Annotated in this window: 7 protein-coding genes and 1 pseudogene; 2 read left to right on the top strand and 6 right to left on the bottom strand. The window is 66.1% G+C overall.

Annotation, left to right across the window (positions count from 1 at the left end; genetic code table 11):
- Positions 1 to 25 precede the first annotated feature (25 nt).
- A complete protein-coding gene (locus tag Q352_RS0111330; RefSeq protein WP_028499443.1) occupies positions 26 to 526 on the top strand; it encodes an RDD family protein in 501 nt (166 codons plus the stop codon).
- Here the strand turns inward: Q352_RS0111330 and Q352_RS20780 are convergent.
- From Q352_RS20780 to Q352_RS0111305, 5 genes are all read right to left on the bottom strand, one after another.
- Positions 513 to 1,184, bottom strand: a complete 672-nt coding sequence (locus tag Q352_RS20780; RefSeq protein ID WP_156952530.1) for a transglycosylase SLT domain-containing protein — start codon at positions 1,182 to 1,184, stop codon at positions 513 to 515. The genes Q352_RS0111330 and Q352_RS20780 overlap by 14 nt on opposite strands.
- Positions 1,185 to 1,306: 122 nt before the next feature.
- Positions 1,307 to 5,509 carry an autotransporter outer membrane beta-barrel domain-containing protein gene (locus Q352_RS0111320; RefSeq protein ID WP_156952529.1) on the bottom strand — a complete coding sequence of 1,401 codons (4,203 nt, stop codon included), beginning with the start codon at positions 5,507 to 5,509 and terminating at the stop codon, positions 1,307 to 1,309.
- A 320-nt stretch (positions 5,510 to 5,829) separates the two neighbouring features.
- Entirely contained in the window at positions 5,830 to 9,681 is a 3,852-nt protein-coding gene (locus Q352_RS20775) for a pectate lyase-fold domain-containing protein (RefSeq protein ID WP_036386078.1), read from the bottom strand.
- 406 nt (positions 9,682 to 10,087) lie between these two features.
- Positions 10,088 to 11,395 (bottom strand): guanine deaminase, encoded by a 1,308-nt coding sequence (gene guaD, locus Q352_RS0111310; RefSeq protein ID WP_036386075.1) that lies wholly within the window; start codon positions 11,393 to 11,395, stop codon positions 10,088 to 10,090.
- Positions 11,396 to 11,406: 11 nt separating this feature from the next.
- Positions 11,407 to 12,696 (bottom strand): NCS2 family permease, encoded by a 1,290-nt coding sequence (locus Q352_RS0111305; RefSeq protein ID WP_028499440.1) that lies wholly within the window; start codon positions 12,694 to 12,696, stop codon positions 11,407 to 11,409.
- A 257-nt stretch (positions 12,697 to 12,953) separates the two neighbouring features.
- Here Q352_RS0111305 and Q352_RS0111300 point away from each other — a divergent pair.
- Positions 12,954 to 13,394, top strand: a pseudogene (locus Q352_RS0111300) (YidB family protein); the annotation flags it as partial.
- Positions 13,395 to 13,408: 14 nt separating this feature from the next.
- Here Q352_RS0111300 and rlmH read toward each other — a convergent pair.
- Positions 13,409 to 13,879: a 23S rRNA (pseudouridine(1915)-N(3))-methyltransferase RlmH gene (rlmH, locus tag Q352_RS0111295; RefSeq protein WP_028499438.1), complete on the bottom strand. Its 471-nt coding sequence runs from the start codon at positions 13,877 to 13,879 to the stop codon at positions 13,409 to 13,411.
- Positions 13,880 to 13,887: the final 8 nt, after the last annotated feature.

Raw genomic sequence — 13,887 nt, 5'->3', positions numbered from 1 at the left:
TTTTTCGCCAGAGGGCACTGACTACGTGACCGATACCGCCGACTTCCTGCCCGCCGGCCAGCTGCGCCGACTCGGCAGCCTGTGCTACGACTTTATCCTGCTGGCCGCCCTGGTGGTGGTGGCGGGAGGCGTATTCCAGCCGCTGTTTTCCTTCTACGGCAAGCTGCCCTGGCTCGACCTGCTGTATCAGGTCTACCTGCTGACCGTGGTGTTCGGCTACTTTGCCTACTGCTGGATTCGCAGCGGACAGACGCTGGCAATGAAAACCTGGAAGCTGCGCCTGACCGATGCGCGCGACGGCGGGCGCCTGCGCTGGTCGCAGGCCGTGGTGCGCTTTGTGGTGACCGCGCTGTTCTATGCGCCGGTACTGCCGGCCTGGAGCTGGGCGCACTTCAATCCGTCGCAACGCTGGATCGCCATTGCGGTCACGGCATGGGCCTGTGTACCGCTGCTGTGGAGCCTGTTCGACCGTGACCGCCGCTTCCTGCAGGATCGCCTGGCCGGCACCCGCATCATTCGTTGCTGATGCCCTGATGCAGCCGGTCGGTTCGCGCCGGCCGCTCGGTGGCCGCCGCGCGCAGCGTCGGCGACCAGTTCCACTGCCATTGCTTCCATGCCGCCTGCACGGCATTCGGGTAGCCTGACTGGCCGAGGCTGCCGTTGTAGCGTCCCAGCGCCCGGAACAGATTGCCGCGCTCGATATCGAGATAGTGGCGCAGGATCACGCAGCCATAGCGCAGATTGGTACGGTACTCGAACAGGTCATGTCCGGGCGAACCGATCGCGCCCAGCCAGAACGGCATGACCTGCATCAGCCCGCGCGCGCCGACGCCTGACTGCGCCTGGCTTTTGAACCCGCTTTCGACCTGGATCAGGCCCAGCACCAGTTGCGGGTCGAGACCGACGCGGGTGGCTTCGTAGTGGATGGAGACCAGCAGGCGTTCGCGCCACTGGCGATCCGGCAGCCGCGCCTCCAGCCGGCGCGACATCTCGAACAGCCAGTCACGGCCCTCTTCCGCATTGACGAACTCCATGCGCGGCAGCGTGCGCTCGTTCAGCCCGTCACGCATCGCACTGGCGACACCCGCCGCCATGCGTTCCTCGCGTTGCGCACCGGCCTGTGCCGGCAGCGCGCACAGCAGGCACAAGGCGAGGAGAAGGGGGCGGGCGCGGAGGGTCGTCATGGGGCGCAGTGTTGCAGAGCGGTGCGGCCAGCGCAAACCGGTCGGAACCATGCCCTTGCCGCCTGGAAACAGAAAACCCCCGCAGCGGCAAGCCGCGACGGGGGTCGGTACGCAGGAAAAGTCTAGAAGGCGTAGCGGTAGCTCGTCGACAGGCCGACGTCACTGGCGCCGTTGTCACGGCTGGCAAAGGCGCTGACCTCGAAACGGCTGTCCCTGCCGTGGTGGCTGAGGCCGAGCTTGCCGTCGTAGCCCAGGCGGTGGTTGCCGCTCGCCGGCAGCTCGAAGCGGCCGGCGGCCGGGACGCTGGCGAAGCCGGCCTGGCGGATGCCGGCCTGCCGGTACAGCGTCGGGCGACCCAGCAGTTCGGCGTCTGCCCGCCAGCCGCGGCCGTTGCGGAAGTTGATGGCGTTGTAACGGACGCGCAGTCCGAGCACGCCGTCCACGGCGCTGTCGCGTGCCGCCGAGAGTCGCAGCGCGTAGGTGCCGGCATCCCGTTCGGTCAGTGCCGCATCACGCTGGTGGCGCAATTTCAGGCCAAGCAGCGGTTCCAGGGTCAGGCCGGACGCCAGCGTGTGCGGCATGGCGAGGCTGAACTGGCTGCTGAACTGGTCTCGACGCTGGTCGGCGCGCGGTTGCAGGTTGACATCGCCATAGCGCAGTGTGCGCCGGGTACCGGCCTGGTGCTGTGCATACTGGAACGAGCCTTCCAGCCGGGCACGACCCAGCGGCTGCGCATAGTGCAGGCCGAACAGCTGGCTGCGGCCATTGAGGCCGGCATTCGTTGTCGATCCGGATTTGACGCTGGCAAAGCCGTAGCGGGCGGTCAGCCGGGCGTCGTGACCGAGTTCAAAGCGCTGGCGCAGGGCGACGAGGTCATAGGTCGAGCTGCCAAGCCTGGCTTCGGGCTGGCCATGCCGGCTGCCGACCAGGCGGAAGCCGAAGCCGGCCTGGTTGCCGGGCATGTCATCGCTGAAGCGGGCGAAGCGCTGTTCCAGTGTGCGCAGCGGCTGCAGCGAGGCGGCAATGCCGGCGCCGGACAACTGGCGCAGCGCATGACCGATATCGGCAACCGAGGCCAGTTCGAGGCTGCGGAACAGCGGACTGCCGTCATAGCCCTGTTCCATCGCCGCGGCGATCGGCTGCAGTGCGGCGTCGGGCACCAGCTGGCGGTAGTCGTTCTTGGTCATCATCACGCCGACATCGCCGTCGCCGTCACGATAGGCCTGGGCATGCCAGGCGGCGGAACGTGAGCGGATATGCTCGATACCGTCGATGCGGCTGCCGCGCAGCACCTTGTCGAAGCGGGCCTGGCGCGAAGCCGTGCCGGTGGCGAAGGTGGTGTCGATGCTGACCGCGCTGGCATCGAGATGTGCGCCGTCCAGCGTGCCGGCGCCGCCGTCGGGCCGGGTGCCGATCACGTAGCCGGCCAGCGAGCGTGTGGCACGGAGTGCCTGGGGTTCAGGCTTGTCCTTCTGCTGACTGAAAAGGGGGTTGAAAACGAAACCGGTGTCAGCCTCCGTGCCGCTGACGTCACGGCCGCGGGTACTGGTATTCCTGAATACGCCACAACTTTTATCCGGGCACAGCAGGTTGACCTTGCCTCGATTGATCAGGATGCTGCCGGTGCCGGCGATCTGGAACGCATGAGAGCGGCTGGCGTGGACATTGATGACGCCGCTGTCGTCGTTGACGATGGCGCCGGAAGTATTGCGCTTGCTCAGGACCATGGCGGCCATGCCGGTATCGGTCGTTCCCTTTTTGCCCAGATTGATGATGCCGCGGTTGACCAGCTGTGAATCGCTGTTGCTGTGCATCGCCATCGCCTTGTCGCCGCGAACGGTGATTTCCCCGCCCTCGTCGTTGAGGAGGTCGTGACCGGTATGCTGGTGGACCCGCAGTGCGCTGCGGGTACGGCCGGTGGCGGTGAAATCGATGCTGCCGCGGTTGATGAACAGGCTGCGTGCCGGGTCACGCGTGCCGGATGCGGAAGGGACGTTACCGCGTGGTGCCGGTCCCATCGGGCCGGCCGAAGTCATGATGCCGTAGCCGTCGCGCGCCACCAGCTTGCCGGTGTTGGTGGCCAGCCCGCCTCCCGGGCTGGCAACATAGATCGCGTGCCGGCTCTTGCCCGTGCCGGCTTTTTCCGCGATGACGTTACCGTGGTTGACGACGGTGCCGCCCTGACCGTAGCGCAGGGCGCCGGCACCGCTCAGGTGAATGCTGCCGTCTGGCCGGTTGGTCAGCGTGCCGGTGACCTTGAGTGGCTGACTCAGGGTCAGCGTGCCGCTGTTGACCATGTCGGCATGAACCATGCTCGACTTGTTACTGCTCAGGGTCAGGGTCGCGCCGAGCGCGTTGCGCATGGTGCCGAGCGCCACCAGCGTGATGTCCCTGGCGCTGCCATCATTGGTCAGCGTACCGTCCCCGTGGATGAAAAGGGTGCCGTTGCTCAAGGTGCTGGTGATCAGCATCCGGTTCGATCCCTTGGCCAGCGGCGTTCCGGTCGGAGACTGGCTTGCCCCTCTGCCCTGGCCTCCCACGCTCAGCTTGCGACCTCCCAGATCAAGCGGTGCCGAAACCACGAATTGCTGATCGTCGGAGCCGGTCGGCGTGACATCCGGCTGGTGCGGTAACCGGGCTTCCGGCATCGGAACACCGTTGAGGTTGACCGCGCCCCGGTTGATCAGAATGCTGCTGCTGTCGGCATGGAAGGCCTGGGCGCCATCTGCATTGACATTGATCACACCCTGGGTGTCGTTCAGTGCCGTGGCGCCATTGAGGGCGACCATCCCGTAGTGCCGGCCACTGGTTGACCGGGATGATGCGTCCGCTTCCAGATTGATGATGCCCTGGTTGGTCACGATGGCGCCCGGGAACGAGGCCACCATGCCGACGCCGGCATTGTGAACGGTGATGGTTCCCTCATTGGTGGCATTGGCCCGGGTGGTGCGCTGGCCGCCGAGAGGGGCGCTGACCGACAGGCCGAAGCCCAGCTCATGCACGGGTATGGCCAGGGCCTCCGGGGCTGGCGCCGGTTTGCCGGCTTCCAGATGCAGCGGATCGATATCGATCAGACCCCGGTTGATCAGGTGTGGAAGGGAAGTGTTGTCCTGTCCGCTGGCGGCCATGCCGCTGGCGCCAAGCCCGCGGGCGGTGATGGTGGCGGCATGGCCGTTGATGGCCATGGCCCCTTCTTCGGGGATGCCGTCCGGGCTGACCTGGCCTATTGCCTGCAGTGCCGTGGCGCCCGGGCCGACGGTAATCCGGCCGCCCAGGCTGGCCTGGGCCCGGGAACCGGCAATGCGGATGCCCACCGCGTCCTGGTCGACGGTCAGCAGGCTGTTGGTCCGGGTGTCGAGCCGGGTGTTGCCGGCGCTGATCATGATGCCGGTTGAGCCGTTCCCGGTCACGGCGGTGGTGCCGGCCTGAAGCGAGACCTGGCTGAAGGCGCCCCGGGCGGCGATGCCGGTTCCCCCGCCGGAGATCCGCATGCTGCCGCCATCGCGATAGACCTCGCCTCTCGGGCTTTCCAGCACGACACCGTACGAATCCGCACCGTCAATGGTCGACGAGTCGTGCAGACGGACCATGGAACGGATGCCGGAGATCCGGATGCCGGTGGCGCCAGCCGTCACGCTGCCGGCCGGTCTGGCCTGGCCCGATGTCTGGCCTGACGCCGGGCCGGTGGTGGCGGAAACCGGAAGCTGGTAAGGAATGATGCCGCCCGGTTCCTGCGGGGCGGCGGCCTGGTCCAGCGCCGGGTCGTACAGTTCGACCCGGGCCCGGTCGCCGATGATGTGGAAGGCGGTTGCCCGGTCGAGTACCGTGCCGAAGCCCTCGCCGAGGGCACGGGCCGAGTATCCGACGATCCTGACACCGGTGGACAGGGGTCCGCCGACATTGAACGGGCGGGACAGGCGGACCTGCGCCTGGTTGCCGTCAATGGCGATGCCGGTCGCACCGTTGACGATCCGGCCACCGCCATCAAGCGACAGCCGGGCACGGTGGCCTTTCACCTTGATGCCGACCGACTGGCTGCCATTGACATTCAATGTCTTGCGGACCCGCTGCACATCGGCCCGCTGACCGATGATATGGAGGGCGGTGGCCCCCTGTGCCGCGCTGATCGGGTGGTCACTGACAATCCGGGCGTCATCGGCACGGATTTCCTTGCCGGGCGTGCCGGCATCGCTGGCGTTGATCAGTTCCAGCGTATACGGCGGTGAGTTGCCGGCCGCCGCCGGCGCCGCCATGGCGCCGGCGACCGCCACCGAGCCGCCGGCCCGGAAGAAGGCTGCCAGCAAACGTCGGCATGTGCCACTCAAGCCCGGTTCAAGCAAGCGCTGCCTGAGCAGGTATTGGCGTTGGCTTAACAAGAAAAGGCGCTGATAAATATATAACATGATGAGTCATCCTTGCATGAGCTTCCAGGAATCGAGTCATGACGCTATATGAACCGGATCGGGCGAGGCAGTGACACAAGGCTGGTTTGCAAATGGGAACTATCCGTATTATTTCTGGAAAAATCCGCGGTTCGTTGAATTGGGCAAGTATTTGCGTAGTTAGATATACGTTTTGTCTGCTTGAATAAGAAAAACCTGCTTCTTGCCAGAGAAGAGGCGAGACAGAAGCAGGCGGTGACAATTCAGAAACCATGGCGATAATTGGCCATGATTCGCCGGTCTCCGGCGCCATTCTCGCGGCTGGCAAAGGCGCTGATTTCAAAGTGGCTGTCCTTGCCATGGTGGCTGAGGCCGAGCTTGCCGTCGTAGCCCAGGCGGTGGTTGCCGCTCGCCGGCAGCTCGAAGCGGCCGGCGGCCGGGACGCTGGCGAAGCCGGCCTGGCGGATGCCGGCCTGCCGGTACAGCGTCGGGCGACCCAGCAGTTCGGCGTCTGCCCGCCAGCCCCTGCGGGAGGCGACGGCATCGTAGCGGACGCGCAGCCCGAGTACGCCGTCCACGGCGCTGTCGCGTGCCGCCGACAGGCGCAGCGCGTAGGCGCCGGCATCGCGCTCGGTCAGCGCGGCATCACGCTGGTGGCGCAGTTTCAGGCCAAGCAGCGGTTCCAGGGTCAGGCCGGATGCCAGTGTGTGCGGCATGGCGAGGCTGAACTGGCTGCTGAACTGGTCTCGACGCTGGTCGGCGCGCGGGCGCAGGTTGACATCGCCATAGCGCAACGTGCGTCGGGTCCCTGCCTGATGCTGCGTGTATCGGAACTCTCCTTCCAGTTGTGCACGACCCAGCGGCTGCGCATAGTGCAGGCCGAACAGCTGGCTGCGTCCGTCGAGACCGGCATGGGTGGCCGGTCCGGATTTGACGCTGGCAAAGCCGTAGCGGGCGGTCAGCCGGGCGTCGTGACCGAGTTCAAAGCGCTGGCGCAGGGCGACGAGGTCATAGGTCGAGCTGCCAAGCCTGGCTTCGGGCTGGCCATGCCGGCTGCCGACCAGGCGGAAGCCGAAGCCGGCCTGGTTGCCGGGCATGTCATCGCTGAAGCGGGCGAAGCGCTGTTCCAGTGTGCGCAGCGGCTGCAGTGAGGAGGCGATGCCGGCGCCGGACAACTGGCGCAGCGCGTGACCGATATCAGTTGCCGAGCCCAGTTCCAGGCTGTGGAACAGCGCGCTGCCGTCGTAGCCCCGTTCCAGCGCCGCAGCGACCGGATGCAGTGCCGCATCGGGGACCAGATCGCGGTAGTCGTTTTTGATCAGGGTGATGCCGATATCGCCATCGGCGTCACGGTAGGCCTGTGCCCGCCAGGCGGCATTGCGCGAGGTGATCCGTTCGATGCCGTCGATGCGCTTGCCGCGCAGTACCTTGCTGAAGGTGGCGTGCCTGAGGCTGCTGCCGGTGGCGAACCCGGTGTCGACGGTCACGCCGCTGGCATCGAGATGTCCGCCGTCCAGCGTACCGGCGCCGCCGTCCGGCCGGGTGCCGATCACGTAGCCGGCCAGCGACTGTGCATGAGCGGCGGCCGGGGCGGCGACAGGCAGGCCGTTGTGGTCATAGTGCGGGCTGTCGTTGCCGCGGTGATCCGATTCGTCGTCAGCCGGAACGCTGGCTTCGCTGCGAAACTGCAGGCCGGCTGTATTCAGGCTGATGTCCTGGTCACGGGTAGAGGCGTCCCGGTATGTCTGGCAACTCTGGTCGCCGCAGGAGAGGCTGACCATGCCGCGGTTGACCAGCAAGGCATTGTTCCCGTCAATGCTGAATGCATGCGATTGTCTGGCGTGGACATTGATGATGCCTCCCTGCTCGTTGACCAGCAGCGAGGGCGCCGACCGGGGCCGCGAGCCCTGCCAGCCCCGCTGCGCCATGGCGACCATGCCGACATGGCGTGAGCCGGGCTCCCCAAGGTTGATGATGCCGCGGTTGATCAGCTGCGAGGTGGTGTCGCTGCTCATGGCGACGGCATTGTCGCCGCGCACGGTGATGACGCCTGTCTTGTCGTTGACCAGGTCGGTGATCAGGTCATGGTCGTTGCCGGTCGAGGCCGTGACGGACAGCGCGCTGGTGGCGCCGTGCTCGGCGGTGAAGTCGATGCTGCCGCGGTTGATGAACATCTGCCGCTTGTTGCCGGCTTCGGCCCTGACTGCCGTGTAGCCGCCACGGGTGATCATGCTGCCGACGTTGGATTTTGTCCGGCTGCCATTGTTGTCCCCGCTGCCGCTCAGAACCAGCAGTGCGGTACCGGCCGCGGCAGGCCCGGCCCGCTCCGCCAGGATACGGCCCAGGTTGACGAAGGCGCTGTCGGATGACGCATACAGGGAGCCGTTGCCGGTCAGCAGCATCTGCCCGCCATGCCGGTTGACGAAACGGCCGCCATCCAGGGTCTCCAGGCGGGCTTCCGTGCGGATCTGCCCGTCGTTCCACAGCGTGTTCCGGATCTGCGCGCTGTCCAGCTTCAGCTCGCCGCTGTCGGTGTTGTGCACATGGCCGGACGAAGTCAGGTGCAAAGGATCGAGCCGGCCGGTATTGACGAATATTCCGCCGGCCTTTCCGTCCACACCCAGATGGACATGGCCGGTTCCGGTCGGCCCGGCGGGGTCCGGCGCATCGAGACCGGACGTGTCCGGCAGCGTGAACCGGTAAGTCTGGGTGGCATGGGGGCTGACGACAATGCGGCGCTCGCTGTTTGCACAACTGCTGTTGCCGCAGAGCAGATGGACCTTGCCGCGATTGATCAGGATGGCAGCCGATGGCAGGTTGCCGTCAGGCCGGTGGATCCGGAAAGCGAACGAGTGCCTGGCGAAGACATTGATGACCCCCTCGGTGTCGTTGAGCAGGGTCGAGCGCATGATGACGGCCGGGTGCCGGCCGTCGGGCTTGCCCCAGGCGCCCGCCTCCATCGCGGCCATGCCGAAGTCGGCCGTATCCCTGACTCCGAGATTGATGGTGCCCCGGTTTACCAGGTGGCTTGCCATGCCGTTGCTGCCCATGGCGACCGCATGGTTGCCGCGGACGGTGATGATGCCGCCGCGGTCGTTGATCAGCGTGTTGAAATTGTTGAATTCAGGGATGTGCAGTGCGCGCGTGGCGCCGTTCTCGGCGGTGAAATCGATGTTGCCACGGTTGATGAACGTCCGCTTCTGGTAGTCGCTGGCCTTGAACGTGACGGCACCGTAGCCGCCACGGGCGATCAGGGTGCCGGTATTCAGTCCCGGCCGGGCGGGCCCGCCACCCTCTGCACTCATCATCAGGATGAAGCGCTCGCTGCGCTGGCCGATGGCATGACGGGCGGTGACGGTGCCGTCGTTGATGAACAGGCTGCGTGCCGTGGCGCGGATCGTGCCCTTGCCGCTCAGCCTGATGACGCCGCTGTGCGCATTGATCAGCCGGCCGCTGCCGGCACCGGTCAGTGCGGCTTCCAGATCGATCGTGCCATGGTTGCGCAGGGTGTGATGAAAGTGGCTGTCCGCCAGCGGATGCAGTGCGATGCGGCCGCTGGGCCCGTTATGCAGGGGACCATGAGCGGCCAGGGTGGTGTCGCTCAGCGTCCCGGTGTTGATGAATGCGCCCTGGTCGGGAATGTGCAGCGTGGCCGAACGGATCAGGCTGATTGGCCGGTACGGGTTCTGCCTGATGGCGCTCGGCAGGGGAAGGACGGGGGGGCTGCCGGTGCCGGGATTGACGGGGGCTCCGATCTGCCGGTCTGCCGGCGCGGACAGGGGAGGATTGCCGGTATCGGGACTGGCCGGGTTTCCGCCCGGCTGGCCAGCCGGTGTGGAGCGGGGCGGCAGGGCGGCGTCAGGCGCGATGTGATTGCCTGCCGGTGCCGACGGCTTGTCCCCCTTCTTGCTGCCAAGCAGCGCGGCCAGTCCGGCCAGCCCGAGTCCGGCTAGACCCAGCCTGGCGGTGTGGATACCGGAGAAACGGAGCGCGGTGTGGCAGGGGCCGGATGCCGGGGCCGCCGCCTCGCAGTTATCGGCCCGGTCATCCCATGTGATGTCGGCGGGGGCCGCATTGGCCGCCGGGATGCCGGCAATGAGGGCCGACAGCGCCACGATGCCGCCTGTCCGGCCAAACCCGGACGGCAAATGCCGCGGGCAGTGCACAGGTCCGGTTTTTCGCTTTCTGGCGCGGTACTGGATTTGCCTGGCAGTTAATCCCGAAAGATAACCATATAATCGCTGCATCGCAGATTCCGTTTCATCATGAAAACAAGGCTGCGAGGCTATACGGTTTGCAAATCGGCGATAAGGAAAGCAATACGTTTTCTTGTCGGGAGTTTTTCTGTTTTTTTATGAGGATGGATGGAATGTCGTTGCCGGTTTTTATTGGGGCGGCGATGAGAAATAACCATGCGGTGCAAGCTTTTTTACTTTTCCGTTTAAATCCCGTTTTTGCTGCGCACTATTTGAAAGGCACTTTGCCGGATCGTGATAAAAAACGGGCCGGAAAGCATACGTATTACCCGTTCCGGCAATGCACCTGCTGACCGGCGATATAGGTTGCGGCAATGGCGCGATCGTCACCGAGCGTCATCTGGATGAACAGGGCATCCTGCCAGTCGCGCGCGTATTTCATGCGGTAGGCGATCAGCGGGGTGGACATCAGGTCAAGCACGGCGATATCCGCTTCCATGCCGGCCTCAATCGCGCCGATACGGTCGTCCAGGCCCAGTGCGCGGGCATTGCCGCGCGTGGCCAGGTAGATGGCCTGGGCGGCCGACAGCGGAAAACCGTGGAACTGGGCGGCCTTGTACGCCTCGTTCAGCGTCTGCAGGATCGAGAAGCTGGTGCCGGCGCCGAGGTCGGTGCCGAGGCCGACCGCGACCGGGCGGCGGGCGTCCCGGGCGCGGCGCAGGTCGAAACAGCCGGAACCGAGGAAGAAGTTCGAGGTCGGGCAGTGCACGATGGCGCTGCCGGTCGCGGACAGGATGTCCAGCTCGGCTTCCGACAGGTGGATGCCGTGGCCGTACAGCGCGCGTGGCCGCAGCAGGCCGTAGCGCTGGTAGACGTCGGTGTAGTGGGTGCAGGACGGAAACAGCGCGCGGACCCAGGCCAGCTCGTCGATGTTCTCCGCCAGATGCGACTGGATCAGCGTGGTCGGGAAGTCCTGCGCCAGGCTGCCGAGCGCGTCGAGCTGCTCCGGGGTCGAGGTCGGGGCAAAGCGTGGCGTGATCACGTATTCGGCGCGACCCCTGCCGTGCCATTTCCCGATCAGTGCCTTCGACTCGTCATACGCACGCTGTGGCGTGTCGAGCAGCGCCGCCGGCGCGTGGCGGTCCATGCACACCTTGCCGGCCATGATGCGCATGTTGACCCGGGCGGCGGCCTCGAACAGGGCGTCGACCGACTGCGGGTGCACGGTGCAGAACACCGTCGATGCGGTGACGCCGTTGCGGTGCTGCTCGCGCAGGAAGACTTCGGCGATTTCGGCGGCATGTGTCTTGTCACTGAAGCCCTGTTCAGCGACGAAGGTGTAGTTGTTCAGCCAGTCGATCAGTTGCTCGCCATGGGCGCCGATCATTTCGGTCTGCGGATAGTGGACGTGGCTGTCGATAAAGCCCGGCAGCAGCACGCAGTCGCGCCAGACCGTGACCGGTACGTCGGCGGGCAGGGTCGGCAGGATGTCGGCGGCCGGGCCGACGGCATTGATCAGCCCGTCGGCCATGACGATGACGGCGTCGGGCTCGTAGACCGCACAGTCGGACAGCGCGTGCGTGAACGGATCGTCGCGGAAGGTCAGCATGGCACCACGCAGTGCGGTTTTCATCGGTGGTGTCCTCATTCAATGCAGAAGCGCAGCACGAACAGCGCGGCCACGGCGGCGATCGGCAGGCTGACCTGGCGCCACTGGCCGGACAGGGTCTTGATCAATACATAGCCGATCACGCCGAAGGCAATGCCGTCGGAGATCGAGAAGGTATAGGCCATGGTGGTGACGCAGGCGATGGCCGGGGCCGATTCGCTCATGTCGTCCCAGTCGATATGGGTCAGGCTGCGCAGCATCAGCACGGCGACGAACAGCAGCGCCGGTGCGGTGGCGTGGGCCGGGATCATGGCCGCCAGCGGCGCGAACCACAATGACAGCAGGAACAGCAGGCCGATGACGACCGCGGTCAGGCCGGTGCGGCCACCGGCGGCGATGCCGGTCGTGCTTTCCAGGTAGGACGTGGTGCTGGACGTGCCGAGCAGGGCGCCGATGGTGATGGCGGTGCTGTCGGCCAGCATCGCCTGCTTGAGGCGCGGCAGCTTGCCGTCGCGGTCGAGAAAGCCGCCGCGCTCGCCGATGGCGATCAGCGTGCCCGAGGTCTCGAACAGGTCCATCAGGAACAGGCTCAGTACGATGCCCAGCGTGGCGCTCTGCAGCGCGCCGCCGATATCGGCCTGCAGCCAGGTTGGCGCCAGTGATGGCGGGGCGGAAAACACGCCGCCGTACGGTGTCAGTCCCAGTGCCACCGAGACCGCCGTCACCGCGAGGATGCCGATCAGGATCGCGCCGCGCACGCCGAGCTTGTCGAGCACGACCATCAGCACGAAACCGCCCATCGCCAGCAGCGCCTGCGGCGAACCGACCTTGCCAATGGCGATCAGGGTATCCGGGTTGCCGACCACGATGCCGGCCGTGGACAGGCCGAGCAGGGCCACGAACAGGCCGACGCCGGCAGCGATCGAATGCTTGAGGCTGCGCGGGAACGCGTTGACGAACCATTCGCGGATGCGCAGGCCGCTGACCAGCACGAACAGGCAGCCGGATACGAACACGCAGCCGAGCGCGACCTGCCATGGCAGACCCATGCCCTTGACCAGGCCGAAGGTGAAGAAGGCATTGATGCCCATGCCCGGCGCCTGGCCGATCGGGTAATTGGCCAGCAGGCCCATGATCAGCGAGCCGACGGCAGCGGCCAGGCAGGTGGCGACAAAGGCGGCGCCATGGTCGATGCCGGCCTGCGACAGGATGTCGGGATTGACGAACAGGATGGCCGACATGGTCAGGAAGGTAGTCAGGCCGGCCAGGATTTCGCGGCGCACGGTCGTGCCGTTCGCCACGAGCGAAAAGTATCGTTCGAGCATGGAGGAGGTGATGGGCTGGTGGCGGAATTCATCGTAGCCGACAGGCGGGGACGATTCCGGAATGCATCCGTGAAACAGACGGACGCCCGATGGCGGCGCCGGGGGGCGCCAGGCGGCGCAACCGGCGGGAAATCCGGCGCGCCGCAGTCAGGGATTGCGGTCGGCTGCGAGTATAGCGACTGACCGTCCCGGCGTCAGCGGGCGGCGCATTGTGCCAATAGCTTCTACACTGGGAGCGGAGCGGCCCGCGTGCCGCGTGCATGAAAACCGGGAAAGGAAAAACCATGGGACTTCTGGATGGATTGTTGCAGTCGGCCGGCGGGCTGCTGGGCGGGCAGCAGGGTGAGGGCGGCAATGCACTGGCCGGCATCTCCGAACTGATCCAGCAGCAGGGTGGCCTGGGGGGACTGGTGGAAAAGTTCCAGCAGGGCGGGCTGTCGGACGTGGTCGGCAGCTGGATCGGTACCGGTGACAATGCACCGGTCAGTGCCGAGCAGATTCAGCAGATACTCGGCAGCGAACAGGTCAGTGCCCTGGCGGCGCGCTTCGGTGTCGACCCGCAGCAGGCATCCGATCTGGTGGCGCAGTATCTGCCGCAGGTGGTCGATACGCTGACACCGAACGGCGAAGTCGAGGCCGGCAGCGGCGACCTGCTGTCGCAGGGACTGGGTGCGCTGTCGGGGCTGTTCAAGCGCTGAGACGCGCCGGGAGGCTACTCGCGGTGGTACGGGTGGCCGTTCAGGATGCTGACCGCGCGGTAAATCTGCTCGGCCAGCAGCACGCGTACCATACCGTGCGGCAGCGTCATGGCCGACAGCTGCAGCAGCAGATCGGCACGCGCCTTCAGTTCGTCCGACGTGCCGTCGGCACCGCCGACCACGATGGCGATATCCTGGCCGTCGCCGAGCCAGCCCTTGAGACCGTCGGCCAGCTGCATCGTGGTCCAGGCCTTGCCGCGCTCGTCGAGCAGCACCAGTTTTGCACGCGGCGGCAGCGCGGCGACGATGCGCGCATGCTCGGCGGCGATGCCCTTTTCTGCCGTGACGCCGGACCCGCGCTTCTCCGGCTTGATCTCGCGCAGTTCGAGCGTGACCTCACGCGGCAGGCGTTTCGCGTAGTCGGCGTAGGCGTCGTCAACCCAGCGCGGCATCTTGGTGCCGACGGCGAGCAGTGTGATCTTCATGACTGTTG

The organism is Microvirgula aerodenitrificans DSM 15089, from assembly GCF_000620105.1.
GTDB classification, from domain to species: domain Bacteria; phylum Pseudomonadota; class Gammaproteobacteria; order Burkholderiales; family Aquaspirillaceae; genus Microvirgula; species Microvirgula aerodenitrificans.
The sequence above is the reverse complement of the archived record's forward strand: the minus strand, read 5'-3'. Positions and strand labels throughout refer to the sequence as shown.

Coding starts and splice junctions, on each gene's coding strand:
- Q352_RS20780 (WP_156952530.1), bottom strand. CDS start 1,184: ATGACGACCCTCCGCGCCCGCCCCCTTCTCCTCGCCTTGTGCCTGCTG.
- guaD (WP_036386075.1), bottom strand. CDS start 11,395: ATGAAAACCGCACTGCGTGGTGCCATGCTGACCTTCCGCGACGATCCG.
- Q352_RS0111305 (WP_028499440.1), bottom strand. CDS start 12,696: ATGCTCGAACGATACTTTTCGCTCGTGGCGAACGGCACGACCGTGCGC.
- rlmH (WP_028499438.1), bottom strand. CDS start 13,879: ATGAAGATCACACTGCTCGCCGTCGGCACCAAGATGCCGCGCTGGGTT.